23 protein-coding genes are annotated in these 24,883 nt (G+C 45.2%); 5 read left to right on the forward strand and 18 right to left on the reverse strand.

From position 1 onward, the window contains the following. The 3 genes from T3H97_RS13865 to T3H97_RS13875 form a co-directional block, all read right to left on the reverse strand. Positions 1–1,335, reverse strand: coding sequence for a hypothetical protein (locus T3H97_RS13865; RefSeq protein WP_328800015.1), 1,335 nt, complete (start codon positions 1,333–1,335; stop codon positions 1–3). Beyond that, positions 1,332–2,057: a phosphonate ABC transporter ATP-binding protein gene (locus T3H97_RS13870; RefSeq protein WP_328800016.1), complete on the reverse strand. Its 726-nt coding sequence runs from the start codon at positions 2,055–2,057 to the stop codon at positions 1,332–1,334. Before T3H97_RS13870 ends, T3H97_RS13865 begins: the two co-directional genes overlap by 4 nt. Positions 2,058–2,139: 82 nt before the next feature. After that, on the reverse strand, positions 2,140–3,297 hold the full coding sequence (locus T3H97_RS13875) for an MFS transporter (RefSeq protein WP_254349638.1): 1,158 nt from the start codon (positions 3,295–3,297) through the stop codon (positions 2,140–2,142). Positions 3,298–3,737: 440 nt separating this feature from the next. Between T3H97_RS13875 and T3H97_RS13880 the strand changes: the two genes are divergently transcribed. Beyond that, complete coding sequence (locus T3H97_RS13880; RefSeq protein ID WP_328800017.1) at positions 3,738–4,655, forward strand: ArsR family transcriptional regulator; 918 nt, start codon at positions 3,738–3,740, stop codon at positions 4,653–4,655. A gap of 66 nt (positions 4,656–4,721) precedes the next feature. Then, positions 4,722–5,486, forward strand: a complete 765-nt coding sequence (locus T3H97_RS13885) for an HAD family hydrolase (protein ID WP_328800018.1) — start codon at positions 4,722–4,724, stop codon at positions 5,484–5,486. A gap of 69 nt (positions 5,487–5,555) precedes the next feature. Here T3H97_RS13885 and T3H97_RS13890 read toward each other — a convergent pair whose 3' ends face one another. The 8 genes from T3H97_RS13890 to pdhA form a co-directional block, all read right to left on the reverse strand. Then, positions 5,556–7,904, reverse strand: a complete 2,349-nt coding sequence (locus T3H97_RS13890; protein WP_328800019.1) for a type IA DNA topoisomerase — start codon at positions 7,902–7,904, stop codon at positions 5,556–5,558. Between the two features lie 527 nt (positions 7,905–8,431). After that, complete coding sequence (locus T3H97_RS13895) at positions 8,432–9,919, reverse strand: glutamate synthase subunit beta (RefSeq protein WP_103049150.1); 1,488 nt, start codon at positions 9,917–9,919, stop codon at positions 8,432–8,434. A 237-nt stretch (positions 9,920–10,156) separates the two neighbouring features. Further along, complete coding sequence (locus tag T3H97_RS13900) at positions 10,157–10,645, reverse strand: dihydrofolate reductase (RefSeq protein ID WP_272638164.1); 489 nt, start codon at positions 10,643–10,645, stop codon at positions 10,157–10,159. Between the two features lie 17 nt (positions 10,646–10,662). Continuing rightward, positions 10,663–11,457 (reverse strand): thymidylate synthase, encoded by a 795-nt coding sequence (thyA, locus tag T3H97_RS13905; protein ID WP_013310507.1) that lies wholly within the window; start codon positions 11,455–11,457, stop codon positions 10,663–10,665. A gap of 254 nt (positions 11,458–11,711) precedes the next feature. Further along, positions 11,712–13,133 carry a dihydrolipoyl dehydrogenase gene (gene lpdA, locus T3H97_RS13910; RefSeq protein ID WP_134903213.1) on the reverse strand — a complete coding sequence of 474 codons (1,422 nt, stop codon included), beginning with the start codon at positions 13,131–13,133 and terminating at the stop codon, positions 11,712–11,714. 3 nt (positions 13,134–13,136) lie between these two features. Further along, the gene (locus T3H97_RS13915; RefSeq protein ID WP_328800021.1) at positions 13,137–14,750 is read right to left on the reverse strand and encodes a 2-oxo acid dehydrogenase subunit E2; all 1,614 of its coding nucleotides are present in this window, start codon (positions 14,748–14,750) and stop codon (positions 13,137–13,139) included. A 34-nt stretch (positions 14,751–14,784) separates the two neighbouring features. Next, the gene (locus T3H97_RS13920) at positions 14,785–15,765 is read right to left on the reverse strand and encodes an alpha-ketoacid dehydrogenase subunit beta (RefSeq protein WP_039271308.1); all 981 of its coding nucleotides are present in this window, start codon (positions 15,763–15,765) and stop codon (positions 14,785–14,787) included. 100 nt (positions 15,766–15,865) lie between these two features. After that, entirely contained in the window at positions 15,866–16,933 is a 1,068-nt protein-coding gene (gene pdhA / locus T3H97_RS13925) for a pyruvate dehydrogenase (acetyl-transferring) E1 component subunit alpha (RefSeq protein ID WP_013310511.1), read from the reverse strand. A 255-nt stretch (positions 16,934–17,188) separates the two neighbouring features. Between pdhA and T3H97_RS13930 the strand changes: the two genes are divergently transcribed. After that, the gene (locus T3H97_RS13930; RefSeq protein WP_103049146.1) at positions 17,189–17,923 is read left to right on the forward strand and encodes an alpha/beta hydrolase; all 735 of its coding nucleotides are present in this window, start codon (positions 17,189–17,191) and stop codon (positions 17,921–17,923) included. 143 nt (positions 17,924–18,066) lie between these two features. On the opposite strand, the gene T3H97_RS13935 is transcribed toward T3H97_RS13930, so the two are convergent. Further along, positions 18,067–18,531 carry a low molecular weight protein-tyrosine-phosphatase gene (locus T3H97_RS13935; RefSeq protein ID WP_029517442.1) on the reverse strand — a complete coding sequence of 155 codons (465 nt, stop codon included), beginning with the start codon at positions 18,529–18,531 and terminating at the stop codon, positions 18,067–18,069. A gap of 149 nt (positions 18,532–18,680) precedes the next feature. Between T3H97_RS13935 and T3H97_RS13940 the strand changes: the two genes are divergently transcribed. Both T3H97_RS13940 and T3H97_RS13945 read left to right on the forward strand, forming a co-directional pair. Beyond that, the gene (locus T3H97_RS13940) at positions 18,681–19,322 is read left to right on the forward strand and encodes a thiamine diphosphokinase (RefSeq protein WP_328800023.1); all 642 of its coding nucleotides are present in this window, start codon (positions 18,681–18,683) and stop codon (positions 19,320–19,322) included. A gap of 280 nt (positions 19,323–19,602) precedes the next feature. Continuing rightward, entirely contained in the window at positions 19,603–20,100 is a 498-nt protein-coding gene (locus tag T3H97_RS13945) for a C40 family peptidase (RefSeq protein WP_025724146.1), read from the forward strand. A 66-nt stretch (positions 20,101–20,166) separates the two neighbouring features. On the opposite strand, the gene T3H97_RS13950 is transcribed toward T3H97_RS13945, so the two are convergent. The 6 genes from T3H97_RS13950 to T3H97_RS13975 all read right to left on the reverse strand — a co-directional run bounded on the left by T3H97_RS13950 (position 20,167) and on the right by T3H97_RS13975 (position 24,834). Further along, a complete protein-coding gene (locus tag T3H97_RS13950) occupies positions 20,167–20,859 on the reverse strand; it encodes a response regulator transcription factor (RefSeq protein WP_328800024.1) in 693 nt (230 codons plus the stop codon). A 140-nt stretch (positions 20,860–20,999) separates the two neighbouring features. Then, the gene (locus T3H97_RS13955; RefSeq protein ID WP_134904740.1) at positions 21,000–22,061 is read right to left on the reverse strand and encodes a ThiF family adenylyltransferase; all 1,062 of its coding nucleotides are present in this window, start codon (positions 22,059–22,061) and stop codon (positions 21,000–21,002) included. After that, positions 22,058–22,825, reverse strand: a complete 768-nt coding sequence (locus T3H97_RS13960) for a thiazole synthase (protein ID WP_025724142.1) — start codon at positions 22,823–22,825, stop codon at positions 22,058–22,060. Before T3H97_RS13960 ends, T3H97_RS13955 begins: the two co-directional genes overlap by 4 nt. A gap of 2 nt (positions 22,826–22,827) precedes the next feature. Continuing rightward, the gene (gene thiS / locus T3H97_RS13965; RefSeq protein ID WP_134904739.1) at positions 22,828–23,031 is read right to left on the reverse strand and encodes a sulfur carrier protein ThiS; all 204 of its coding nucleotides are present in this window, start codon (positions 23,029–23,031) and stop codon (positions 22,828–22,830) included. Continuing rightward, positions 23,028–24,176: a glycine oxidase ThiO gene (gene thiO, locus T3H97_RS13970; protein ID WP_328800025.1), complete on the reverse strand. Its 1,149-nt coding sequence runs from the start codon at positions 24,174–24,176 to the stop codon at positions 23,028–23,030. Before thiO ends, thiS begins: the two co-directional genes overlap by 4 nt. Before the next feature lie 64 nt (positions 24,177–24,240). Next, complete coding sequence (locus T3H97_RS13975; protein ID WP_328800026.1) at positions 24,241–24,834, reverse strand: thiamine phosphate synthase; 594 nt, start codon at positions 24,832–24,834, stop codon at positions 24,241–24,243. Positions 24,835–24,883 lie beyond the last annotated feature (49 nt).

Genomic DNA, 24,883 nt, shown 5'->3' on the forward strand with positions numbered 1-24,883 from the left:
CTACTCTACCTGCCTTTCCCCCAGCTTGTTTTTAATGGTTTTACGCGGTTCCAGCTCACTGGATCGCTTAATGCCAATGACCTGCGCATTCGTTCGCCACAGTTGGCTATACCCTTCGTTGTTTCGCTCCCATTGTGACAACGAGAAAAATTTAATTTCCGCTATCGTTTTGTCTGTATCATCCAAAATGAAGCGCAAATAGCTGTCCTTCTTCGAAACTTTCGGATCAATTGTCACCTTGCCATGCAGCTCTTTCGGTAATCTGAAGTAGACCTGTTCATTAGAATCACGATACTGCTGCTGCTTAAAAAGCGTCCCTTTCGCCCCGTCCCACTGATAGAACGACACAAAATATGGAACCTCATCCAGCGGCTTGTTACTCCAACCTTTAGGCTTCTCCAAATTACCAAATTCCAGAATACCGTCACCATCCACATCACCACTGGCGATGGTCGCATCCTTGAAGGTGACATCCATAAGATTAAGCTTTCTGAGCTTGCCGTGATCCATCACAATAACATTGGAAACGGTAGTGGTCTGGGCAATTTTGGTGTCTATAATAATCCCCTGCCTACCCTCGGCTACCTTGCCAGCAACGACATTATAGACACTTAAGACCTGACTGTCCAAATCCAATGATCCGATTTCCTTAAAGGTTCCCCCACTGAATTGGAACGTTTTAACTGTAAAGAATTCATTACGTCGCAGCGTGATAATCGTCAAATCATTCAGATTATCCCCGTTCAAGTCCATCTTGTTATGGTTAAAATCATCTACGACGAAATCCGTATAACCTGTAGCATATATTTTCTCCAGAGTTCCTCCGGTATAGGAATACACGATGAGTCCCTTCTGATCCCCGCCATCTCCACTATCTCCGCTGGAAAAACCCGCTACAATATCGAGTGTTCCATCATTCGTTAAATCCACGAGCTTAAATGACTCCAGCACAGTGCCTTCCCCATCAAACGTCAGCTTCTTTACCCACGTTCCGCCCTGATCTTCAAACAAGGCACCATGTATTTTTACGCTCTCATCTGGCGTTTCATAAAAGAGCACTGCTTCGTCTGTGCCATCATTGTTTAGATCACCCGTTCGAATTGGCGTGGGGTCATCTGGGTCATTCGGCCTTAAAGGCTGTACCGCCCCTAGTTGCGTATTCACTGCACCATTCAACTGCTGTTTCTCGTCAGACATCGTCGGTGTCTCCATCAGCGAAATGGGATCGCTAATAACATTACAGCCGCTTAAAAATCCAGCAAGGAGCAGCAAGGAACAGCAGCCAGCCACCATTCTCAACAGCATTATTTTCACTTCTCTTGCCGTCCCCTTCACAATTTGTTCTTTTCTGCTTGTGTCAATCGTCTTCCCTGAATATCAAACACCAATTCTCCATCATTCAACCCCCATATACGGGAAGCAAAGCGTTCAGCCATTTCCAGCGGCAATACAGTAATGATCGTCACCCGCTCGTCAGAACACAGCTTGCGAAAAGTCTCCAATACATGCGCTGCCGAAGCTGGATCAAGTCCATTTACAGGCTCATCAGCTAAAATAACTTTAGCTCCGTGCACGAGAGCACGCGCAGTCGCTACCCGCTGCCGCTCGCCACCGCTGAGCTTGTCGCATTTATCATGCGCCTTATCCAGCAGACCCAGATCCTCCAGTACGTCCATCGCTCCCATATAATCGTCGGAACGCACCATACCGGTCACCATTCTCCACATTGGAGTTTGACCGGATCTGCCAATGAGCACATTTTTAAGAGCGGTTCGATTCATATTTAGATGCGGGTTTTGCTCCAGGTATGCCCATTCCCGCTTTATTTTCATCTTGCCCGTCCACCCGGATTTCAGCACATCATTGCCACCTACAATTAAACTGCCTTCATCCCATGGCTCTTGTAAAGCAAGACAGCGAAGCAGCGTTGTTTTGCCGCTTCCACTTGGCCCCACTATGGCAATGAATTCGCCCTGATGAATTTCAGCATCAATTCCTCGAAGTAGCCGGGTCCGTTCAGGCCCCACTTGCTTGGTCAGCTTCCGAATTTTAATCATCTAAGTAATTCCCCTTTGCGCGCCATCAATACTGTTTATATTTTATAGTAAATGTGAAACAAATACCATGCAAACCGCAGTTTTAAACCGCCGTTACTCTTTTTCTGGAAAACAAGCCTAACAATCCGAAAACAACGTAACTACCACCAAGGACAAGAAACATGCTGCCTTGAGTTCCAAAGTCCAGCAACCCTCCGCTAATATTAGGTCCGATCACACTTCCCAGATTAAAATGAAAGGATGCCAGTACATTCGCAGCTGCTAAAAATGATTTGGGCAACAGATCAGCGGCGTAGGCCAAACCGAGGGAGAAAAAGGAGCCTACTAAACCACCTGCTAGGGTCAGCAATATCAAAGTGAACATAAAATGATTGCCGCTCCAAGGTAGCAACATAAAGGTCATTCCCCCTGCTATACCTACGCTCATTAGCACCTTTTTACGTCCCCAACGGTCACTCAATATCCCTAGCGGTAGCTGCAGCACTAACCCTCCCAAACTGACGAACGGCAACAAGGCGGCGATTTCATCGGTATGAAAGCCAATACGCAGGCCATAGACTGGAAAGTTACTGTTCAGGCTCGCTTCCATATAGCCGTATAGAAATGCAGGCAAAAGAGCGTACCATGCCCAGCTGTAACTGCGACGAAATCTTTGAGTGGGACGCGCCTCGGACTCCAGCCTCTCTGGTCTGGAGTCCGGCAGCTTAATTAACACCAACAGCAAAACAAGCAAGCATAATAAGGCCAACGCAGCGAATGGAACCAGCATTCCATAATCGAGTAGCCATAATCCCAATGGTCCTAATGCAAAACCCAGACCGTATGACATACCATAAAAGGAAATGTTGCGGCCTCGCTTCTCTGCTGGAGTCACCAGCAATATCCATAGCTGCGCAGAGTAGTGTAATGCACTGTCACCAATACCTACTAGCAAACGCAGTATGAACCATACCCGAATATCAGGGATTAGCGGGAATAGCAGCAGCGTAACGAGCACTAGCACAAGCCCTCCGGCCATCAGCTTTTTGAACCCTAACCACCCCAATGTCCGTTCTGCCACCAACGTCATTGCGAATGAACCAATATACAGGGCAGCCGCATTCATACCGTTAAGTGAAGATGAAACTCCCATTTGTTCCAACGAGATAGACAAAATAGGTAATAATAAACCTTGGCATAATCCGGCAACAATAATAACAGCAATTAAAATAAAATAATGAACCCGTAACGACGACGACATCCTAGCTCCTCCTGATCGAACAAATAAAATAATTAAAATAAATGTTAAGAAATGATTTGCATTTGATTCCATAATCAATAATAATTCTTATCACTATGTATTCCATGCCGTCCTGCAAAACCAGCAAATCACATATACAAATTCAGGTGTAATTAGTGTATTAAAGAATAGAAGAAAAAAATCGCCATCTGAGATGACGATTTTACGGAAAGAGCTTGTCTGGTATGTATCCGACTCCTTCGGTTAAGGAGCCTCGTATGTTCAATCCGAACCCATTCACGTCACAACGCACTATTTCATATTATAGTGGACAATCCCTGGCAGAACAAGCCATAATAAATAAGTGAGCAATTATTAAAATGCTCATGTTTTGCTTATGGACGGGCTTAATTACGTTCACCGCTCTGGGCTAGAAGACAGAATAGGAGGCATTGGGTTCCATGAGTTATCAAATTAAAATAGACACTTCTCCAATTTATGAATTGCTCGGCAGCTTCATGGCCTATGTGACTAAAAAATGGGTCCAAGATATGGACTTGGGCCATGAATGGATCGACAAGGTAGATGCACGACTACAACATGAAGTTCGTACTGAGCTTGCTACAGCTCAGGATTGCCCTTTTAGCGATTATGACGCACTCTATGCCTGGGCGTTACTTCGACCGGAATCAGATGAAATATCTGATTATATCTCTTATTTGGACCACGGTCCGGATAAAGATATGTTTGAGCTACTCGTTCCGCATATCCCTTTTTTAACCTTTGAAGAATCTTTACGCATTCGCAAGGTATACGCACCACTTCTCAGATTGTGGGATCGTGACTATTTTCGGGCCTTGGAAGGCGAATTACGTGTGTTGGCAGAAGAAGACGCTGCGGAAAAGCGCATGCTGCTGAATAAAATGGAACCGGAAGACCTGGTTGAATATGCGACAGCTGGACTAGTCGTGCCACACATGGAAGACCTGGATACAGTAGTCCTATTTCCAGTTGTCCATAATCGCCCGATTAATTCATACTGTTTTTATACCCGCACACTGCTGATCCAGTATCCAGTAGATATTCCCGAGGAGAGCGAGGAAGAACCGCCTACGCTTCTGCTACGGCTCACTCGTGCGGTTAATGATCCGCAGCGGCTGCGAATTCTACGTTATGTAGCTCAAGGTCCTAAGTCTCTCGAAGATATGCGCCACGATTTGAGCCGTTTGGAAGATACACTCATGTCTGATATGATGATTTTACGAGTGGCTGGTCTGCTCCGTATTCACATCGGACGTTATCATAAGGAAAAATTCAGCATCCGTCCCGATGGCGCGGCTGATTTACAGGTATTTTTGGAATCCTATATTGGATTGTAATTTGAATTGTACTTTTAGTTATAACCGAAGCAGCGTTAAAGCTTTGGCTTGGAAGGAGTATGCATCATGTCGTATCCGAAGCAGCACATTTTATTTGATCTTGATGACACCTTAGTCCACTGTAACAAGTATTTTGACCTGATCCTCAACCACTTTTTCGATTTGCTTCAGGAATGGTTTGCAACTCATAACCTAACGAAAAATACGATTCGTGAAAAACAAATCGAAATTGATGTGGCTGGGGTTCATCAAGTAGGCTTTGCCAGCGAGCATTTCCCACAATCTCTGATAGATACGTACCAATTTTTCTCGGAACAATTCGGACGCCGTCTCGATTCTCGGGAAGAGCAAGAGCTTCGCTCTCTTGGCCGAAGTGTGTACGAACAGGAAATCGAACCGTATCCAGGCATGGTCGAAACACTGAGCTCTCTCCAAAAAGCAGGGCATTCCCTCCATCTGTATACTGGCGGTGAGCAGATCATTCAAGAAAGAAAGATTGAACAAATGAAACTGGCTACCTACTTTGATGACCGCATCTACATTCGCCAGCATAAAAATGTCGAAGCACTAGAAGAAATTATCCAGATGAATCGCTTGGACCGAAGCATCACCTGGATGATCGGGAATTCTCTGCGCACTGATGTATCTCCAGCCCTTGCCGCAGGTATTCATGCTGTATATCTCAAGCAGCCTAAGGAATGGATTTACAATATGGTTGAATTGCAAAAAAACGTGAACTCCGTGATGTATACGATACAGAAGCTAACGGAAGTACCACGGGTTATCCACGAAAGCATACAATTGCATCAACAAAAAAGGACCCTCGGATAGGGTCCCTTTTTTGTTTTTAAAATGTTATTCAACCTTTGATTCAGCTAAAATGGTGGTCTAAACCCTGTCTCAGGATTCCTCTCGAACGCTAAGTTGTCCTGTACCTGGTTCATTCAGAACAATTCGCGCTTTGACGGTCGATCCATCTTTACGTTTAAAAGACAACAATTGCGTCTGTCCCTTCGTCAACAGAGATTTGAGCATCGTTTCGGTAATCTGCTTTCCAGCATATTCCTTCCAAACGACAAATCCACAACCCTGCTTGTAGTGGCTGCACCCATACCCTTTGCGGCCTTCTATAATGCTTCCGCTGCAATTAGAGCGTGGGCAGCTACCCAAAGCTTGCCTTTGGCTCACTGAAATGCCTAAGGCTCCATGGGAAGAGCTGCGTGCAGCGGAACCAGCTGTTCCCGCAGCACGACTTGCTGGTGCTGCTGCCTGCTCCAGCGTTGCGCTTCCACCGCGTCCTGATGTAGCACGCCCCACCCCTTTGGCGGCGGTGCCTCCACTCGCGCGTACATTACGTGCGCCTTCTTTTCCAGCTGCACGCTTCCCCCTTGCTTCCTCGCCAAAGGCATTTGCCGGAGCCGGTGGCTGCTGCCTCACCTTGTCAATGATGGACAACGTAAATCTTTTAACGTTATCCATAAACTTCTCTTGAGCCGCCTCTCCCTTGGAAATTTGGTGTAGACGACGTTCCCATTGACCAGTCATCTCCGGCGAGGCTAATAGATCAACCCCAGCATGACGGATCAGGTCAATAGCCATCTTTCCCTTTTCCGTAATAAGAATCTTTTTGCCCTTCATTTCAATATAGCCAACCTTTTTCAATCGTTCAATTGTGGCGGCCCGCGTCGCAGGTGTGCCTAATCCAGCATCCTTCATAACCTCGCGTAATTCCTCATTCTCCATCTGCTTACCCGCGCTTTCCATCGCCTTAAGCAAGGTACCCTCCGTGTAGCTTTTAGGGGGCTGAGTCGCCTTTTCTTTCATCTCAGCGCGAACACAATCCACGGGACGCCCCGCATCAATCTCAAACTTCTTGTCCGTCCACTCGTCCGTTTCCTCTTCATCCTCTTTTTTCGGTGATTTACTCTTTTTACCTTTATCCTGATCAGCCTTACTCAAAACCACTTTCCAACCCAAGGAAAGAAGCTCTTTGATATTTGTTTTAAACAGATGCTTGTCCACCTGTGTCATTACGGTATGCATTTTGTATTCAGCAGGCGGAAAAAAATGTGACAAAAACCTGCGAATAACCAGGTCATATACATTTTGCTCCTCCTTGCTTAGCGTTCCCGGCCTTTTTAACGTCGGCAGAATAGCATGGTGATCCTCAACACGAGATGGATTGCAGACCGATTTATTCTGTTTATGGACCAAATTCGGGTTGGCTTGTTGGACCAGATCAGCATAAGGACCTGTCTCCAGCATCCGTAGCGCCTTGTGCATGCCGTCTATATTTTGCTCTGTCACATAGTTAGAATTGGTACGAGGATAGGAAATGACCTTGTGACGCTCATAAAGCGCTTGTGCCACATCCAGTGTTTTTTTGGCCGAATAACCATACTTGGCATTCGCCTCGCGTTGAAGCAGCGTTAAATCGTACAATTTAAAAGGATACTCTTTTGTCTGCTTCGTGTCATATTTGGTGATTTTACCTGTTTTTCCGCGAACGGCCGCAGCGATCGCCTCAGCTTCCTCTGGCTTCGTCAACCGATCCCCCTGCCACGCACCTTTGTACTTGATCTGATCTTGCTTAAATTCAGCCCACACATCATAGAAGGTTTGAGACTGAAATGCCTCAATTTCCTTTTCCCGGTCATGAATCAGTGCCAGCACGGGAGTCTGCACCCTTCCTACCGACAGCAGTGTGTTATGTCGTGTTGTGAACGCTCTGGAAGCATTCATTCCGATCAGCCAGTCCGCTTCACTTCGTGCCCTCGCAGCTTGAGTCAGAAATTCAAACTCCGAAGCATCTCGCAATCGTTCAAAGCCTGTCGCAATACTTTCCGCTGTCAAATCTGAAATCCACAGTCGTTTAACTGGCTGATGCAACTTCAATTGCTGTTGAATCAACGCGAAAATATATTGTCCTTCCCGTCCAGCATCACAAGCATTTACGATGGCATTGCAGCGTTTAGCCAGTTCACCAATCATTTTCAGCTGATCTTTTGTTTTCGGATTCGGTACAATTTTGAACTGCTCAGGGATAATAGGAAGATCCTTAATATTCCATCGTTTGTACTTAGCATCGTATGCATCCGGCTCAGCCAAACCCAACAAATGTCCGATCGCCCAGGTTACAATGTATTTCTCACCTTCCAAATAGGTACGGTTATTTTTAGCCCGCGGCTCCATAACAGCGGCAATCGTCCGTCCCATATCTGGTTTCTCAGCAATAATCAACGTCTTCATTCATACTCCATTCCTTCCTGACGGCCTTCTGTTTCTCCTCCATGAATCATACATATACATGGAATGTTAATGAAAACACAGGTATCCCGGCCTCATGCAAAAGGAGCCTTCTCCCGACGAAAGCTCCTTTGTAAATTCATTTAGTCAAACGCTTCAACAATATACGTGTATTATACCATAGATACCATGCTTCTCTCAGGTCATGATTTTAAACAGTCAACTAAAGTTATGTATATGTTAATTTATATTACATAATTATCGAATTTTAACTAATTTTCTTGTGAATTTATTCTTTTTTCTATAAAAAAGCTACACTAAACACCCTTTTTTATGTTATGATCAATATAGATAAGAAATATATGGTGAGATAATTAAATTAGAGTTATATTTTATAACATGAATTTCACAATGCCTCACAGCTCAATAATCATTTATTCATATTTCGCTTCTGACAGACTCAGCTTGAAATACAATAAAGCCCCATCCGAAGATGGAGCTTTGACTGATCCGTAACATAAAATTTATAATTATACCAAAACGGTAGCGCCCATGAGGTATTTATCAACCTCTCGTGCAGCTTCGCGACCTTCATTAATAGCCCACACGACAAGACTTTGTCCGCGACGCATATCGCCTGCAGCAAAAACCTTATCCACATTGGTAACATATTTTCCATAACGTGCTTTAACGTTGGAGCGACGATCCGTCTCCAAACCAATCTGCTCTACAATCGTTTGCTCAGGACCATCAAATCCAATGGCAATCAGAGCAATTTGTGCAGGGAATACGCGCTCCGTACCTGGAATCGGTTGATAGATTTTGCGCCCTGTTTCATCAACAATCCGTTGAATTTGAATGGTGTGCAGCTCTTTCAGATTACCGTTCTCATCACCTACAAATTTGGTCGTCATGATGGAGAACTCACGTGGATCTTCTCCGAACAACGCCTTCGCTTCTTCCTGTGCATAATCAAGAGAATACACGTTTGGAAATTGTGGCCAAGGATTGGCAATCGGATCACGCTCCATAGGCGCTTTGGTATGTGTGCCAAATTGAGTGACACTCCGACAACCATGACGCAAAGAAGTAGCTACACAGTCCGAACCTGTATCACCGCCACCGATTACAATAACGTCCTTACCTTGGGAAGACAAATAGTTGCCATCTTCCAGATTGGAATCCAAGTAGCTTTTGATGGTACCATTCAGATAATCCATCGCATAATGAACACCCTTCAAATCGCTACCTTCAATGTTGAATTCTCTTGGCTTCGTAGAACCACCGCATAGGACAACCGCATCATATTCAGCAATCAACTGATCGGTAGGGATATCTTTGCCGATTTCCGTATTTGTGATGAATTGAATACCTTCAGCCTCCAGCAAATCCACACGCCGCTGAACAACCTTCTTATCCAATTTCATGGACGGTATGCCATACATCAATAATCCACCCACACGATCTGCACGCTCATACACAGTCACGCTATGCCCTGCTTTGTTAAGCTGAGCAGCTGCAGCCAAACCTGCCGGACCCGAACCAACAATAGCCACTCGTTTGCCTGTACGCTTTTCTGGCGGATTAGGAACGACCCAGCCTTCCTCAAAACCCTTTTCGATAATAGCTTCCTCAATGGTTTTAATTGTAACAGACTGTCCGATCAGGCCGACTGTACACGAACCTTCACATGGCGCAGGACAGACACGACCTGTGAATTCCGGGAAGTTATTCGTTTTGTGCAACCGCTCTAGCGCTTCCTTCCACAAACCACGATATACGAGATTGTTCCATTCCGGAATGAGATTATGAACCGGGCAGCCTAGAGTTGCTCCCATGATATCCATCCCCGTATGACAATAAGGAGTTCCACAGTCCATACAACGCGCCCCTTGGGTACGCAGCTCTTCTTCAGACATATGCTTATGGAATTCTTCCCAATCCTTTATACGCTCTGCCGGGTCCCGGTCTGTAGGAAGCTGTCGTGTGTATTCCATAAATCCAGTTGGTGTAGACATGTTACGTTCCCCCATCTCTTCGCTTATGAACCCCGATCATCCATTCAGAATTTAAGTCAAATTCGAATTTGTCTGTTTGTATCATGAAAGGGTCTGTTCTCGTTGAATTTGATTTATTGTATCACAATACAGCGTAAAAGTAATGAAAACTTATGCAACTTTTTGCATCAACACCAAAAGGATTTTTTATATGGTTTATTAATTTTTCAAATGAGTGGGGTCGGATACAGTCTATTCTTATTCCGTTCTCTCGTAAACAACAAAACGGTACTCATATGGATTTTTGTCATCCTTGATACCCGGAGTCTCACTGACTATATTCCAGCCGTTCCAATCCAGCTCAGGGAACGTTGTATCGCCTTCAAAAGTCTCCTCAATCCGAGTCACAATCAGCCGATCAGCATGTGGCCAAAACAGTGAATAAATCTCCGCTCCCCCAATGACCATAAACTCATCCTGCTTGGCTAATTGGAGCCCTTCTTCCAGTGAATGAATCACTTCCGCACCTTCCACCTGATAGCGCTGATCTCGAGTCAAGACGATGTTACGTCGGTTTGGCAGGCTTTTTCCTCCAAAGGATTCCCACGTCTTGCGTCCCATGAGTACCGTTTTATTAATCGTCTGTTCTTTGAAAAAGGCCATGTCTCTAGGGAGGCGCCAGGGAAGTTTGTTATCTCGGCCGATCACACCATTTTGTGCCATAGCCCATATCATTGAAATGCCCATTTTTCCACCTCCTCTAATCAGATGGCGACAGGCGCCTTAATCCCTGGATGATACTCGTAATTTTCAAAAGCAAAATCGTCATAGGTATAATCAAAAATCGAATCCGGTTTGCGCAGAATTTTTAACTGAGGCAACGGATAAGGATCACGTTCCAGCTGTGTATGCACTTGTTGCATATGATTTGAATAAATATGCACATCGCCGCCTGACCAAATAAATTCGCCGGGCTCCAAACCACACTGCTGTGCAACCATATGCGTAAGCAATGCATAACTCGCGATGTTGAACGGCAGCCCTAGAAAGGTATCCACAGAACGCATTGTTAGCATACAGGAAAGCTTCCCTCCAGCTACATAGAACTGAAATACAAAGTGACATGGCGGCAACTTCATGGATTCGATTTCTGCCACATTCCAAGCACTGACGATGTGTCGTCGTGAATCTGGATTATTTTTAATAGCCTCAATGACATTCGCAATTTGGTCAATATGTTGCCCGTCTGTTGTTTCCCACGAGCGCCATTGCGATCCATATACAGGACCCAGATTCCCCTGCTCGTCCGCCCACTCATCCCAAATGGTAACTCCGTTCTCCTTGAGATAAGAAATGTTGGTATCTCCCCGCAAAAACCATAACAACTCATGAATAACGGATTTCAAATGTACTCTTTTGGTGGTCACCAAGGGGAAGCCCTTGGCCAGATCAAAACGGAGTTGTCTTCCGAAAACAGATAGTGTACCCGTTCCTGTACGATCCTCTTTTTTTACTCCATTCTCTAAAATATCCTCCAGCAGTTCCAAATAGTTACGCACGTTATTCCTCTCCTTTGAGCATGAATAAAAACCCGGCATCGCCAGATTCTAATCTTTAAAATTCTCTTTCTGCACCAATATCTATATTTAGTTTATCATGTACGGTGCTTCGTTGACCATGTACTGTGTGAATTTTCATGGTAGTCCTGAAAATCCTAAAGTTTGAAAAAAAAGAGACAAAGAGCGCAGATATAGCGCTCCTTGCCTCTCTTTGTCATGTATGAAAACCAAAAACGAGATAATGAAAAATGGTATTAGCGACGTGGTGCCAATGTATGGATCGGATGACCCAGCACGACTTCCGCTGCTTCCATAACGATTTCGCCCAATGTAGGGTGAGCATGAATAGTCAAGGAGATATCTTCGAGTGTAGCACCCATTTCAATCGCCAGACCCAGCTCAGCAATAAGGTTGGAAGCTTCCAGACCTACGATTTGCGTACCCAGTACCAGACCTGTGTCAGCGTCAGCTACGATTTTCACAAAACCTTCAGTAGCGTTCAGGGAAACCGCACGACCGTTTGCTCCATAAGAGAACTTGCCAACTTTGACATTGTAGCCTTTTTCTTTGGCTTGTGTCTCTGTGTAGCCTACGCTGGAGCATTCTGGATCTGTGAAAACGACAGCTGGCATACATTTGTAATCTACTACAGACGGCTCGCCTGCGATTGCTTCAGCAGCCACTTTACCTTCGTAAGAAGCTTTGTGTGCCAGAGCAAGACCAGCTACGATATCGCCGATTGCAAAGATGTGAGGAATGCTAGTACGTCCTTGGTGATCAACTTTCACCATCCCGCGCTCATCCAGTTCTACGCCGATCAGATCCAGACCCAGTTCACCGTCTGTGTTTGGACGACGTCCAACAGTTACAAGCAGATATTCAGCAGTTACTTCTTTGCTTTCGCCGTTAACGGAGAATTTCACCGTTACGTCTTTATCTGTTTGCTCTGCACTTTCAGCTTTAGCGCCAGTGAAGATTTCGATGCCAGTTTTCTTCATACTTTTCGCAACGATCGAAGTCATATCTTTGTCGAAACCAGGAAGCACTGTATCCATACCTTCAATGATCGTTACTTTGGAACCGAATTTAGAGTACATTTGTCCAAGCTCTGCACCAATGTATCCACCACCGATTACGATCAGGCTCTTTGGAATTTCAGGCAGGTTCAATGCTTCTGTAGAAGACAGAATGCGTCCGCCAAATGGGAATGGTTTCAGTTCGATTGGACGGGAACCTGTTGCGATAATTGCATTTTTAAAACGGTAACGTGGTGATTCATGTTCGTTGAATACACGCGCTTCGTTTTCGTTGATGAACATGCACTCACCATTGAAAACTTCAACTTTGTTGCCTTTGAGCAAGCCACTTACGCCGCCTGTCATTTTCTTAACAACGCCGTTTTTGAATTCTTGTGTTTTAGCGAAGTCCACTTTTACATTTTCAGCCGAAATACCGAAAGACTCGCCATGTTTAGCTGCTTCGTATTGATGAGCTGCAGAGATCAAAGCTTTGGATGGAATACATCCACGGTTCAGACAGACACCGCCCAGCTCAGATTTGTCAACGATCAATACGCTTTGTCCCAATTGCGCGGCACGGATGGCAGCTACATAGCCGCCAGGACCCGCACCGATAACCAATGTGTCAATATCCAGAGAAGCGTCTCCTACTACCATTGATTACACCTCCATAACAAGCAACTCAGGGTTAGCGAGCAGCTGTTTGATATAGTTCATGAAGTTTTGAGCAGTTGCACCATCAATAATACGGTGGTCAAAGCTCAGGGAAAGAGCCATTACTGGAGCGGCAACAATTTCACCGTTTTTCACGACTGCTTTTTCACTGATGCGGCCAGTACCCAAAATCGCAACTTCAGGGAAGTTAATGATTGGAGTAAAGAACATACCGCCTGCAGAACCGATGTTAGTGATGGAAATTGTGCTTCCTCTCATTTCGTTCGCAGCCAATTTTCCATCACGACCGCGCACAGCCAGATCACGAATGGAATCAGCAATCATCCAGATACTCTTACGATCAGCATCTTTGATAACAGGAACGATCAAGCCGTTGTCTGTATCTGTAGCGATACCGATGTTGTAGTATTTTTTGTAGACAATTTCGTTTGCTTCTTCGTCGATTGTGGCATTCAGAGCCGGGAATTGACGGGAAGCAGCAACCAAAGCTTTTACGATGAATGGCAGGTATGTTACTTTTGTGCCTTTCTTCTCAGCAATTGGTTTGATACGAGTACGGAAAGCAACCAATTCAGTTACATCTACTTCATCCATAATCGTAACGTGCGGAGCCGTATAAGCCGATTTAACCATAGCATTGGAAATAGCTTTGCGGATACCTTTAAATGGTACGCGCTCTTCCTCAGCACGTGGATCTGCTGCTGGCGCAGATGGTGCTGCAGCTTTCGCTTCTTTCTTAGCAGGCTCTTGTGCTTTTGCAGCTTCTTTCGCTACTGGTGCAGCCGCTTGACCTCCACCATTTTTGAAAGCTTCTACATCTTCTTTGGTGATTTTACCATTTTTGCCGGAGCCACTCACTTGAGCGATGTTTACACCTTGCTCACGAGCAAATTTGCGGACGCTAGGTGTAGCCAGTACGTCTTTGTTAGAAGCAGCTGGAGTTGCAGCTGGTTTAGTGTTAGCTCCGCCTTGTGCAGCATCCTGTTCTTGTTTAGCAGCAGCTGGTGCTTCTTCTTGTTCAGGAAGTTCACCCTCTGCAGCGATTACAGCTACGACTTGACCTACGTTAAAGATGTCGCCGTCTTTGGCAAATACTTCTTGTACTGTACCATTGACCGGACAAGGAACTTCAACTACAGCCTTATCGTTTTGTACTTCCATGATGATATCTTCATCTGTTACTTTGTCGCCGGGCTTGATGTGCATCTTGATGATTTCGCCTTCGTGAAGACCTTCACCCAGCTCTGGGAATTTATATTCAAATCTAGCCGTACCTGCAGCTCCGCCTTGTGCAGCAGCACTTGGCTCAGGGCTAACAGCTGGTGCTTCTGGTGCTTCTTCTTGTTCAGGAAGTTCACCTTCTGCATCAATTACAGCTACGACTTGGCCTACGTTAAAGATGTCGCCGTCTTTGGCAAATACTTCTTGTACTGTACCATTAACGGGACAAGGAACTTCAACTACAGCCTTATCGTTTTGTACTTCCATGATGATATCTTCATCTGTTACTTTGTCGCCGGGCTTGATGTGCATCTTGATGATTTCGCCTTCGTGAAGACCTTCACCTAGCTCCGGGAATTTATATTCAAATTTAGCCACGTTTAAAACCTCCCAAATTTACGGTGTGCTTTAATTAAAATTCCAATACTTTATTAACCGCATCAATGATACGTGTTGGCGTTGGCAACCAAGTATCTTCAATTTGAGCAAAAGGATAAACGGTATCTGGACCCGCTACACGCAGAACAGGTGCTTCCAGATGCAGGATTGCTTTTTCGTTAATTTGTGCAATAACTTCAGCAGCTACACCGGAGCTCTTTTGCGCTTCTTGAACAACGATGGCACGATTGGTTTTTTGAATAGAAGCAACAACGGTATCAATGTCAATCGGGCTAATGGTACGCAAATCAATGATTTCCACTTTGATACCTTTTGTTTTTTCCAGTTCATCAGCAGCTTTAACTGAAGTGTGCACCATCATACCGTAAGTAATGATCGTCACGTCGGAACCTTCACGAACTACGTTAGCTTTGCCCAGTTCAACTGTGTAATCATTCTCAGGAACTTCAGCGCGGAATGCATGATACAGGTTCAAATGCTCCATGAAAAATACTGGATCGTTGTCGCGAATAGACGCGATCATAAGACCTTTTGCATCGTAAGGGTTGGAAGGAACAACAACCTTGATACCAGGTGTTTGAGCCAGAAGACCTTCCAAGGAATCTGTATGCAGCTCGGCTGCCTTAACACCGCCACCAAAAGGTGTACGGAATACGATTGGAGAATTGTAACGTCCACCGGAACGGTAACGCATACGGGATGCTTGAATTGCCATTTGATCGAGAGCTTCAAAGATAAAGCCTACGAACTGGATTTCAGCTACAGGGCGGAAGCCTTGAATACCCAGACCCACAGCAAGACCCCCGATTGCGGATTCCGCCAGCGGAGTATCGAATACACGTTCTTCGCCAAATTCTTTTTGCAGACCTTCTGTAGCGCGGAATACGCCACCTACATGACCTACATCTTCACCGAAAAGCAGGACGTTAGGGTCGCGTTTCAACTCTACGCGCAGTGCGTCACGAATCGCTTCTTTCATGTTCATTTGTGCCATTTGCTTCATTTCCTCCTTAAACATTGACAGATCAATTTCAGTTCAGGTCAATCGAAAAGCAGACCGGATCGGGTTAGCGCCCGGTCTCTTTCAAGTTCAATTATTTAAAATCAGCTTTTTGTTCTTCCAAGTGCTTAGGCGTTGTTTCGAACATGCTATCGATCAGGCCAGGAATTGTCATTTTTTCTGTTTTCTCGGCTTTTTTGATCTCTTCGTTCACTTTTGCCTTAGCTTCTTCTTTTACGCGAGCTGTATCTTCTTCAGTCCAAAGACCTTTTTTCTCAAGGTATTTCGCAAAGCGGGCAATTGGATCTTTCGCATTCCATTCGCCTTCTTCTTCTTTAGAACGATATTTTGTTGCATCATCAGAAAGGGAATGCGGACGGAAACGGTACGTTACGGCTTCAATCAATGTAGCACCTTCGCCATTACGTCCACGCTCTGCAGCTTCTTGAACGGCTTTAATAACTGCAAGCACGTCCATGCCGTCAATTTTCACGCCTTTAATACCAGCAGCTACTGCTTTATGAGCGATCGAAAGAGCAGCTGTTTGTTTAGAAAATGGAGTCGTGATCGCGTAACCATTGTTTTGCACAAAGAAAATAACTGGCAACTTGTATACACCAGCATAGTTCAGGCCTTCGTAGAAATCACCTTCGGAAGAACCGCCGTCACCTGTATATGTAATGGCGACTTGTTTTTGCTTTTTCAGTTTGTAACCCATAGCAATACCCATAGCATGCAAAATTTGCGCGCCAATAATGATTTGCGGCATCAGTACATTAACACCGTCCGGCACTTGGCCGCCGTGTTGATGACCACGGGAATACAAAAAAGCTTGGTATAATGGCAGGCCATGCCAAACGATTTGCGGAATATCGCGGTAGCCTGGAGCAATAAAGTCTTCTTTTTGGAGCGCATATTCGCTACCAATCATGGTTGCTTCTTGTCCGGATACCGGAGCGTAGAAACCGAGACGTCCTTGACGGCCTAAGTTAACGGCACGGTCATCCCAAGTACGTGTAAATACCATTCGATACATAATTTCTTTCAATTGATCATCTGTAAGTTTAGGCAACATATCTTTATTGATAATTTCACCATCCGGAGAAAGTACGGACAACGCCTCAACTTCCTCTGTGTAAACTTCATAAGGAACCTTGCTCATTTTCTTCACCTCAACAAAAAAATTTGAATATCAAGTTCCGCTGTTATAGGATTATTATACACCTGTTATATCGCTCGCGTCAAAGATTTAGTTATTTTTTTTGAGTTTGCCACATTTTTGTGTGTGTAACAGGGTATGTTTTTTACTATAACAGCTTAGTACATGATTGAAATTTTAAACATCTATTGCAATCAGGGTAATCTTAACTTATTGTGATCCCGAATGCAAAATAATACCCAAGAAAGGTGACGAAAAATGACGGATTCTCGGTATTTAAAACGAACCATCCTTAAAGACGAAGTAGACAGCCGCTTTCTTGGCGAGACCAGAACTCTCCGGATATATTTGCCGCCCGGCTATAATGAAATATTGAGCTACCCGGTCGTATACTGTCAGGACGGAGAAGAATTTTTCAATTTTGGCCGCATTGCAACTCACGCCAACCGCCTCATTCTAGATGAGGGCGTCGAACCCTTCATTATTGTAGGTGTGGAAGTGAATACCAAAATCAGAACTCAGGAGTACGCTCCCTTTGGCAATCGTTTTGAGGCGTATACCGCCTGTTTTGCAGAAGAGATTATTCCCTATGTGGAGCAAAAGTATCCTATAAGAAAAGATGCAGCGTCCCGCATTTTGGCGGGGGATTCACTGGGAGGCAGTGTGTCTCTGCATTTGGCTTTGATGTATCCTCAGCTGTTCAACCGCATTATCAGCCTCTCAGGTGCTTACTATGAAGCTTCGCAGGAAATCATCGCCCGTGAGAAAGATCTATCTCATTTGCGGGTGTGGATGACGGTTGGCCTTCAGGAAGATGCATTTGAGAGTGATACTGGCATTTACAACTTTGTAGAGCTTAACCGTCAATGTGCAGATTTGCTGCGCGAACGGAACGCTGAAGTTTCTTACCGTGAAAAGGATGGCAAACATTTGTGGGGCTTTTGGCAAAACGAGTTGCCTGACGCGCTAATATATTTTTTGGATCGCGCCTGAGTAAATATTCTTCCAGGTAACTAAGGGGAATGGAGCATTGACCTACTAGGTCATAAAGCTCCTTCCTCTTTTTCATAATTTGGTTACGCTTTCAAAAATGTATAACGAAAAACGGCAATTATTGCCGTCATCTGTCGTTCACATTATAGCTTTTCTTCTACGATCTTGTCCAGCAAGGCGTCGCACCCTGCGTCCATTAATCGATAGGTCTCTTCAAAATTCCCTGTAAAATATGGGTCGGGTACTTCTCTTAATTTTTCTTGAGGAAGCAAATCCATAAATTTTAGAATATCGGCCTCCGCTCCACCTGCAATCTTTCGCATGTTTCGTTCATTAGAGTCATCCATGCACACAATATAATCAAACGCGTCAAAATCACGGCCCGTTATTTGCCGCGCCTGTATGCCTTGTTCGCTGATTCCATGCAGTTTAAGTTGCTTTAGAGTTCCCTCATGCGGGGGATTTCCGATGTGCCAGTCGCCTGTCCCGGCCGAGTCCACCCCGATTTCTGCGCCCAATCCCCGTTCCTGCGCTTTATGTCTCAGTATTGCCTCCCCCATCGGAGAGCGGCAAATATTGCCCAAACACACAAACAAAACGTTAATCATTTCGTTCTCCTTCCTATTACACGTTACACTTCCTTTTTTTCTGTTTCATTGTAGCCATGTCCTCCAAAATTGTGCAAGCCATATTTAACGCGGTATACTTAAAAACGATGATATATATAGGATCGTATCAGAAAGAAAGGATGTTGATTATGACAAAAAAACGAGCGATTGTATTTTCAGGCGGTCGTCTTAATGAAGAAGATTTACATCAAATACAACGCGATGATTTTATTATAGGTGCAGATAAAGGTGCTCTTTTCCTGATCGAGCACGGTATTACACCACATATCTCTGTAGGAGATTTTGATTCGATCACACCAGAGGAAAAGGAAAAGGTAGAATCAGCAAGCCAACGTATGATTGCGTGCGATCCAGTACTTAAAGACTTAACAGATACTGAACTTGCTTTGGAAATCGCTATGGACGAACAGGCAGATCATGTACTGCTGCTTGGTGTGACTGGCACCCGGATGGACCACACCTTGGCTAATGTTCAAATATTGGTACGCGCAATGCAACATCATATTAGCTGCGCTATTATGGACGCACATAATTATATTGAGCTCACCGGATCAACGCTTGAGATCCAGCCTATGGGTTATACATATACATCGCTGCTTCCTATGACTGCCGAAGTAACAGGCATACAACTGGAAGGATTTATGTATCCGCTACATAATGCCACCCTCAAAATGGGACAATCACGTGCTGTCAGTAATAAGCTAACGGCTCCAAAAGGTACGATTTCCATCAAAAGCGGTCTACTACTCGTTATTCAAAGCAAGGATTAATTATGACATTGTTGTAACTATTAAATAAGTTGTTTTTTCACTCAAAACCCTTTATTCATAAGGGTTTTTCCGTTTGTAGAGATCTATGAATCGATATATTTTTAACAAATTGTAATTTTTAATCGTTTTTTAATAATCACTGTGTAAGCCTTGTCCCTCAAGCATTTGAGAGTTCTTTTCCAACTATTAGGCGGCTTCAAAACTGTTATACTCAACGCTGTCAGTTAGTTAGCAACTCAGCAAAATATTGCACAAATCAATTTCTGGAGGTACTTACAACATGAATATGCAGAAAATCATAAAAAAGGTAATCATCGCAGGGGTCGCAGCCACGATCGGCTTTGGTACTTTTGCAATTGAGGGAACAAATACGGCACAAGCTGCCACTACTACTTCTGTTGGCCAAAAAGTAATTAACTACGGCGAAAAATATATGGGCACTCCTTATAAGTTTGGAGCTTCCACAAGCACGACGCGTAATTTTGACTGTTCTTCTTTCATGAAGCACATATTCAAGAAATACGGAGTAAATTTGCCGCGTACTTCTGTTCAACAGTCCAAAGTCGGACATGCCGTATCCAAGTCCAATTTAAAAAAAGGGGACTTAGTTTTCTTTTCAAGCGGTAGTCGTGCTACAGGACGCAACATTACCCACGTAGCAGTCTATATGGGCGGGGGTAAAATTTTGCACACTTACGGCGGACCTGGCGTGACCATCTCCGATTTGAACTCTAGCAACTGGAAAAGAACATACATTAAAGCACGCCGCGTGCTGTAGTATGAAACTCATTTTGAAATATGCGAGCCGGGACGAAAAGTTCCGGCTTTTTTTATATACCTAATACTATTCTAATACGGTTGGTGTTCTGAGTGAATAGCCAATCCCTCGTTCCGTACGGATCATTTTAAACTTATATCCTTTATCTACTTTAACCCTCAAATGTCTGATATAGACGTCTACTACGTTCGTATCAACGATATAATCATGTTTCCAAACATCCTTCAGAATTTGCTGTCTGCTACAAACTTGGTTAAGATGTATCGCCAGATGAAGCAAAAGATCGAATTCTTTCGGAGTTAATTCCAGCTTTTGCCCCCCTCTGCTCACCATTCTGCTTGCATTATCTATATGTAAATCACCCGCCTCGATTGCCCTTTTCACATCACGTTCAATACCAAAAATCCGCAATAAATTAGCCACCCTAGCCTGAAAAACTCTAGGATAAAAGGGCAGAACGATCACATCATGTGCTCCTTGTTCAAAGCATGAAACAATATGGTCCTCCTCATCTGATGAAGTCATTGCAAATAGCGGGACATGAGGATGGTATTGCTGCAATGTGCGAAGCAAACCATGTGAATCCGTCGGTTCATCTTCTATATTGAGCAGTAGCAAATCCACAGGATTATGGGCTACATAAGAGCTTGCATCTGTCGTATTGCTAACATGAACCACCTGATAACCTGCCTGTTCCAATGGATGAACAAATACGGGAGACGCTTCATTTACATCCACAAGTAAAATTAACGGGCTCATCTTTTCACCCACCTGGTTTGGACATAGCATTACATATTGGACACGAACAAGTTTGTTATAAGCCATTAAAGCATATTAATATTATTGTAACAAAAAAGCAGAAAATCATTCTCCAAAGAATGGCTTTCTGCTTTCATGGTTTAACCCAAATAGCGATGATACAGACTTCTTGCTTTTGCCACGTCCTTAGTCCCATGAATCAACGCTCTGCCATCTGCAAAAACAACCAAGCGATGCTCGCTTGTACTAAAGGAAACCAAAAACGGATTCCGCTCTACTTTTCCTTCTCCCAAAGAAGCAAATCTATCTGCTGTTTCTGCAAGATTCAGATGTGTCGGGTTTGCTGGTCTAATTTGAACGGTATCCCTACCGCACAAAACATCTGTCTTCTGCCGATGAGAGGCCGACAAATAGGGATACGTCGGTTGGCTGCCGCAAGAAGGACAGTTCTCCTTTTTAACGCTATCTACTGCTATCGCTACATACTCATTTTTCCACAAATCAAACGAAAGCAGCTTTCCTCTCAAATCTTCTGGATATCCACCAAGAAGTTTGAAAGCTTCCGTAGTTTGGTTAGCCGTGACCATCTGTACGGCCTGCGGAATAATCCCGGCGGTATCACAGGTTTCCCCACCAAACGGTACAGTTCCCAGCAGACAGTGAAGACAAGGCGTTTGACCCGGTAAGATGGTATAGGTTACACCATAGCTGCCCACACATCCCCCATAAATCCAAGGTATCCGATGCTTGAGTGCCATGTCGTTCATAAGAAGTCGGGTATCGAAATTATCGGTTGCATCCATCATGAGATCTACCCCCTGGATCAACTCTTCCAGCTCTTCCACCCCAACATCCAGTACATGTCCGTGTATAACCGTTTCCGAATTAATATCCTTTAATCTTCGCTGAGCAGCTACTGCTTTGGGATATCTTTGCGCAGCATCACTTTCCTGAAAAAGCTGCTGGCGCTGCAAATTGCTCCATTCCACATAATCCCGGTCTACGAGGCTCACTGTACCTACGCCCCCGCGAACGAGCGTTTCCGCAATACCTGTACCTAACGCTCCGGCACCTATGATTAGTACGTGGGAAGAAGCAAGCCGGCGTTGTCCTGTCGGTCCAAAGGGCGCGAATCTTTCCTGTCTGGAATAACGGTCACTTGGATGTGTTCCTCCTGCACCAGATTTGTCAGTTACCTTCATGCCTGAACCATGCCTTCTGTCGGACTGCTTGCTGAAGCATAACGTTTTACAGGAATCATCCCCGCCTCAAAACCATATCTTCCAGCACGAACAGCCAGTTTCATGGCCTCAGCCATTTTTACTGGGTCCTTCGCTCCTGATACGGCTGTGTTCAACAAAACAGCATCTGCCCCCAACTGCATCGCCATTGCCGCGTCACCGGGTGAGCGAATACCCGCATCGACAATAACCGGAACCTCCGCTTGTTCAATAATTAGCTCTAATGAGAACGGATTGAGCAAACCATGTCCTGTACCAATCGGCGAAGCTCCAGGCATAACGGCGTGTACTCCAAGCTCTTGTAACCTCTTCGCAAGAATCACATCGTCCGATATGTAGGGCAGCACGATAAAGCCTTCTTCTAACAGCTTTTCACTAGCTTTCAACGTTTCAAAAGGGTCAGGTAGCAGTGTCTTGCTATCCCCAATGACTTCCACCTTTATCATATCGCACAGGCCGGAGGCTTTTGCCAATTGGGCAATACGAATCGCCTCCTCTGCTGTTGTAGCCCCTGCTGTGTTGGGAAGAAGTGTATACCGGCTCAAATCCAGCATATCGAGAAAATGCTGCTTATCCCGTTCCTCCAAGTTCAATCTCCGTACAGCAAACGTCAATATTTCCGTCTCAGCAGCCTCTACGGCTTGGGATTGGATATCCAGATCAGAGAATTTTCCTGTTCCCAACAACAACCTCGAGGTAAAAGATGCTTTTCCAATGGTTAACATAATCAACCGCCTCCCACAAAATGTACAATTTCTAGGCAATCTCCATCTTTTAGTACTGCTTCATCATGATCTTCACGGGTCAATATATGCCGATTCAGCTCCACCACTACGGTTTTCACCTTTACATCAAGCTCATGTAGCAATTGATTCACATGAGTGATCCGATTAGAAAAGGTCATGCTCTGGCCGTTAATCGTCAGCTTCATAAGCTTTCCTCCTTGAGGAGCTCAGAAGAAAAACTACTTATCCCAAGTTCAGCCGCACCAGCCCCATTAAGCATAGCTGCCATCGCACGCCCGGTAGCATCACTCAGCAGGACACCGTTGCGATAATGCCCGACTGCAGCATATACGCCCTCGACCCCAGGAACAGCGCCTATAAAAGGGTGACCTGATGCAGCCTGTGGACGTAAGCCCGCCCAAGTGCGTATAAAAGAAGCTTCACGGACGCGCGGCAGCCAGGCAGAGGCACGTGCCAGCAACCCCTCCAAGCCTCCTACGGTCACTTCTTCGTCATATTGATGCGGAAGGCTCGTTGCCCCAATCCAAAGCTCGTTATTCTGTTTAGGCACGAGGTAAATATCATCAGCATAAATGGTGTATTCTAACGGGCGATCTTTCAAGGAGACCGCTACCGCTTCGCCCTTGACCGGATAAAGTGGATATTCAAACCCAACCTGCGCTAGCAATTTCATGCTATCCAAGCCTCCAGCAATAATGACCTGATCGCAGGAAAAAAAGCCACTATCTGTTCGAACACCGCAAACTCGACCATCCTGTATGACCAGTTGCTCTGCCTGTGTACCAGACCATACCGTTGCTCCCAGCACCGCAGCAGCACCTGCATAAGCACGGCAAAGCTGGACAGGAGCCACTTGTGTCTCCTTTGAGCGATATATTGCCCCGATCGCTTGTTCATCCAAACCTGGAATTCGTCGGGCCAATTCCCTCGCATCCCACCAGATAGGACAATCATCCTCTCGCGTTTTAGCAGCTTTCCAGCGTTTTTGGCCCTCAGTTTCCGTATGGAAAGGGGTCACAAATCCTTCTGTACGGAATTCCACCGAAATACCCGACAAACGCTCCAGATCACAGACAAGCTCAGGGAATGCATCTCGACTTCTGCGAGCAAATCGTGCCAGCTCAGAGTCGGTGAACTCTTCACTTTCCGCTGCCAGCATTCCAACCGCTGCTCCTGAGGCTCCCTCACCCGGGATCAATCGTTCCAGCATGATCGTACTTCTTCCCTCCTTGGCCACATGATAAGCAATGGAACTGCCGATGACACCTCCACCTATGACCAAGCATTCAGCATGTCCTATCGCTCTTGCCTCCGTGTGTATCTTTAGCATTTGTTTCGTGTCTCCTCTCCATAAACCATTCTGCTTCCAGCTTGCTTCTACTCTCGTTTTCTCGCTACAGGCTGTGAACTACAAGATCTGCCATTCGCCTATATTCCATCGCAGCTGCAACGGGCGATTCAGCCTCCCATATACCAGACATCACCGCAATTCCGCTTGCTCCGGCCATATAAAGCTCCGGGATATGGTGAGGTTGTATGCCGCCCAGCGCGATCACCGGAATGTTCGACAGCCTGCAAATATGTTCAAGCTGAGCTATACCCCGCGGTACAATACCAGGCTTACAATGGGTCTCATATACGTGACCATAAAGTACATAGTCCGCACCTGCCCGCTCGGCATTCTGCGCCTCCTCCAAGGAATGCACAGACACTCCACAGCGTGTACCCTTTGAAAGTAGGCTTTTCACATCCACAACAGGTAATCCATTAGCTGGTAGCTGGACGGCTCCAACCAAAGTAAGTAAAGCTACATCCACACGATCATTTACTACTATTTGTTGCAAAGGAACTTCCTGCTCCACCATGCTGCGAGTCAAAGAAAGCAATGCAGAGGCACCATTCTGTTTTAAACGTGCGTGTACATAATGAACATAAGGACAAATCACAGCAGCCACTTGGGCTGCTTGTGCAAAAGTGCCCTTTTCCATCGAAATTGCGTGTAATTCGATTTTGTCTTCACCTCACATTGGATTAAAG

It is taken from the genome of Paenibacillus sp. LX16 (genome assembly GCF_036252815.1).
Taxonomy (GTDB): domain Bacteria; phylum Bacillota; class Bacilli; order Paenibacillales; family Paenibacillaceae; genus Paenibacillus; species Paenibacillus polymyxa_B.

What these genes read in the sequence shown, in the direction of transcription:
- T3H97_RS13870 (WP_328800016.1), bottom strand. Translation starts at nt 2,057, where the DNA reads ATGATTAAAATTCGGAAGCTGACCAAGCAAGTGGGGCCTGAACGGACC.
- T3H97_RS13875 (WP_254349638.1), bottom strand. Translation starts at nt 3,297, where the DNA reads ATGTCGTCGTCGTTACGGGTTCATTATTTTATTTTAATTGCTGTTATT.
- T3H97_RS13880 (WP_328800017.1), top strand. Translation starts at nt 3,738, where the DNA reads ATGAGTTATCAAATTAAAATAGACACTTCTCCAATTTATGAATTGCTC.
- T3H97_RS13885 (WP_328800018.1), top strand. Translation starts at nt 4,722, where the DNA reads ATGTCGTATCCGAAGCAGCACATTTTATTTGATCTTGATGACACCTTA.
- T3H97_RS13890 (WP_328800019.1), bottom strand. Translation starts at nt 7,904, where the DNA reads ATGAAGACGTTGATTATTGCTGAGAAACCAGATATGGGACGGACGATT.
- T3H97_RS13895 (WP_103049150.1), bottom strand. Translation starts at nt 9,919, where the DNA reads ATGTCTACACCAACTGGATTTATGGAATACACACGACAGCTTCCTACA.
- T3H97_RS13900 (WP_272638164.1), bottom strand. Translation starts at nt 10,645, where the DNA reads ATGGGCATTTCAATGATATGGGCTATGGCACAAAATGGTGTGATCGGC.
- lpdA (WP_134903213.1), bottom strand. Translation starts at nt 13,133, where the DNA reads ATGGTAGTAGGAGACGCTTCTCTGGATATTGACACATTGGTTATCGGT.
- T3H97_RS13920 (WP_039271308.1), bottom strand. Translation starts at nt 15,765, where the DNA reads ATGGCACAAATGAACATGAAAGAAGCGATTCGTGACGCACTGCGCGTA.
- pdhA (WP_013310511.1), bottom strand. Translation starts at nt 16,933, where the DNA reads ATGAGCAAGGTTCCTTATGAAGTTTACACAGAGGAAGTTGAGGCGTTG.
- T3H97_RS13930 (WP_103049146.1), top strand. Translation starts at nt 17,189, where the DNA reads ATGACGGATTCTCGGTATTTAAAACGAACCATCCTTAAAGACGAAGTA.
- T3H97_RS13935 (WP_029517442.1), bottom strand. Translation starts at nt 18,531, where the DNA reads ATGATTAACGTTTTGTTTGTGTGTTTGGGCAATATTTGCCGCTCTCCG.
- T3H97_RS13940 (WP_328800023.1), top strand. Translation starts at nt 18,681, where the DNA reads ATGACAAAAAAACGAGCGATTGTATTTTCAGGCGGTCGTCTTAATGAA.
- T3H97_RS13945 (WP_025724146.1), top strand. Translation starts at nt 19,603, where the DNA reads ATGAATATGCAGAAAATCATAAAAAAGGTAATCATCGCAGGGGTCGCA.
- T3H97_RS13950 (WP_328800024.1), bottom strand. Translation starts at nt 20,859, where the DNA reads ATGAGCCCGTTAATTTTACTTGTGGATGTAAATGAAGCGTCTCCCGTA.
- T3H97_RS13955 (WP_134904740.1), bottom strand. Translation starts at nt 22,061, where the DNA reads ATGAAGGTAACTGACAAATCTGGTGCAGGAGGAACACATCCAAGTGAC.
- T3H97_RS13960 (WP_025724142.1), bottom strand. Translation starts at nt 22,825, where the DNA reads ATGTTAACCATTGGAAAAGCATCTTTTACCTCGAGGTTGTTGTTGGGA.
- thiS (WP_134904739.1), bottom strand. Translation starts at nt 23,031, where the DNA reads ATGAAGCTGACGATTAACGGCCAGAGCATGACCTTTTCTAATCGGATC.
- thiO (WP_328800025.1), bottom strand. Translation starts at nt 24,176, where the DNA reads ATGCTAAAGATACACACGGAGGCAAGAGCGATAGGACATGCTGAATGC.
- T3H97_RS13975 (WP_328800026.1), bottom strand. Translation starts at nt 24,834, where the DNA reads ATGGAAAAGGGCACTTTTGCACAAGCAGCCCAAGTGGCTGCTGTGATT.